Annotated in this window: 3 protein-coding genes; all 3 read left to right on the forward strand. The window is 67.0% G+C overall.

The features are described from left to right. Positions 1–829 (forward strand): NAD(P) transhydrogenase subunit alpha (locus BraRD5C2_RS34345; protein ID WP_223975941.1); only part of this gene is annotated, 829 nt, incomplete at its 5' end. Positions 830–840: 11 nt separating this feature from the next. Beyond that, complete coding sequence (locus tag BraRD5C2_RS34350) at positions 841–1,158, forward strand: proton-translocating transhydrogenase family protein (RefSeq protein WP_016841609.1); 318 nt, start codon at positions 841–843, stop codon at positions 1,156–1,158. A 43-nt stretch (positions 1,159–1,201) separates the two neighbouring features. Beyond that, the coding region (locus BraRD5C2_RS34355; protein ID WP_223975943.1) for an NAD(P)(+) transhydrogenase (Re/Si-specific) subunit beta at positions 1,202–1,882 on the forward strand (681 nt) is incomplete at its 3' end.

Raw genomic sequence — 1,882 nt, forward strand, 5'->3', positions numbered from 1 at the left:
CGCGCTGAAGACGATGGCCGATGCCGGCGTGTCCGCGTTCGCGATGGAATTGATGCCGCGCATCACCCGCGCCCAGGTGATGGACGTGTTGTCCTCGCAGGCCAATCTGGCCGGCTACCGCGCGGTGATCGAGGGCGCCGAGGCGTTCGGCCGCGCCTTCCCGATGATGATGACCGCCGCCGGCACCATTCCGGCCGCCAAGGTGTTTGTGATGGGCGTCGGCGTCGCCGGCCTGCAGGCGATCGCGACCGCGCGGCGGTTGGGCGCCATCGTCACCGCGACCGACGTGCGGCCCGCCACCAAGGAGCAGGTGGAGAGCCTCGGCGCCAAGTTCCTCGCCGTCGAGGACGAGGAGTTCAAGAACGCCCAGACCGCCGGCGGCTACGCCAAGGAGATGTCCAAGGAGTACCAGGCCAAGCAGGCCGCGCTGACCGCCGAGCACATTAAGAAGCAGGACATCGTGATCACCACCGCGCTGATCCCGGGCCGTCCGGCGCCGAAGCTCGTCAGCGGCGAGATGGTGAAGTCGATGAAGCCGGGCTCGGTGCTGGTCGATCTCGCGGTCGAGCGCGGCGGCAATGTCGAGGGCGCGAGGCCCGGCGAGGTGGTCGAGACCGACGGCATCAAGATCGTCGGCTACACCAACGTCGCCGGCCGCGTCGCCGCGTCGGCCTCCAGCCTCTACGCGCGCAACCTGTTCTCGTTCATCGAGACCATGGTCGACAAGGCCAGCAAGGCGCTCGCGGTCAATTGGGACGACGAGCTGGTGAAGGCCACCGCGCTGACCAAAGACGGCGCCGTCATCCATCCCAACTTCCAGCCGAAGTAAGGAGAGAAGCCATGGAGCATCTCGCGCAGGCCGTCGATCCGTTCGTGTTCCGGCTGTCGATCTTCGTTCTTGCCGTGTTCGTCGGCTACTTCGTGGTGTGGTCGGTGACCCCCGCGCTGCATACCCCGCTGATGAGCGTGACCAACGCGATCTCGTCGGTGATCGTGGTCGGCGCGCTGCTCGCGGTCGGGGTCGGCATGGTGTCGAGCGGCTCGGGCTGGGCCCGCGGCTTCGGCTTCGTGGCGCTGATCTTCGCCTGCGTGAACATCTTCGGCGGCTTCCTGGTCACCCAGCGCATGCTGGCGATGTACAAGAAGAAAGCCAAGTGAGCGGCGTGCACCTCGGGGTGACGAAGACAAAGGGGGACCTGAGATGAACGCCAATCTGGCTGCTGTTCTGTACCTCGTGGCGGGGGTGCTGTTCATCCTGTCGCTGCGCGGCCTGTCGAGCCCGGCATCGTCGCGCCAGGGCAATATGTTCGGTATGATCGGCATGGCGATTGCGGTCGGCACCACGCTGGCGAGCCATCCGCCGGCCGATGGCGTGGCCTGGCTGCTGGTGATCCTCGCGGTCGCGATCGGCGGCGGCGTCGGCGCGGTGATCGCGCGCCGGGTGCCGATGACCTCGATGCCCGAGCTCGTCGCCGCGTTCCACTCGCTGGTCGGCATGGCCGCGGTGCTGGTCGCCGCCGGCGCGTTCTATGCGCCTGAAGCGTTCGACATCGGCACACCCGGCAACATCCATCCGCAGAGCCTGGTCGAGATGTCGCTCGGCGTTGCGATCGGCGCCCTGACCTTCACCGGCTCGGTGATCGCGTTCCTGAAGCTGTCGGCGCGGATGAGCGGCGCGCCGATCATCCTGCCGTTCCGCCACGTCATCAACATTGTGCTCGCCTTGGCGCTGGTGTTCTTCATCGTCGGCCTCGTGATGTCGGGCAGCGCGCTCGACTTCTGGCTGATCACGATCATCGCGCTGGCGCTCGGCGTCCTGATGATCATCCCGATCGGCGGCGCCGACATGCCGGTCGTGATCTCGATGCTGAACTCGTACTCG

The sequence above is a fragment of the Bradyrhizobium sp. RD5-C2 genome, from assembly GCF_019972155.1.
In the GTDB taxonomy this organism is placed as follows: domain Bacteria; phylum Pseudomonadota; class Alphaproteobacteria; order Rhizobiales; family Xanthobacteraceae; genus Bradyrhizobium.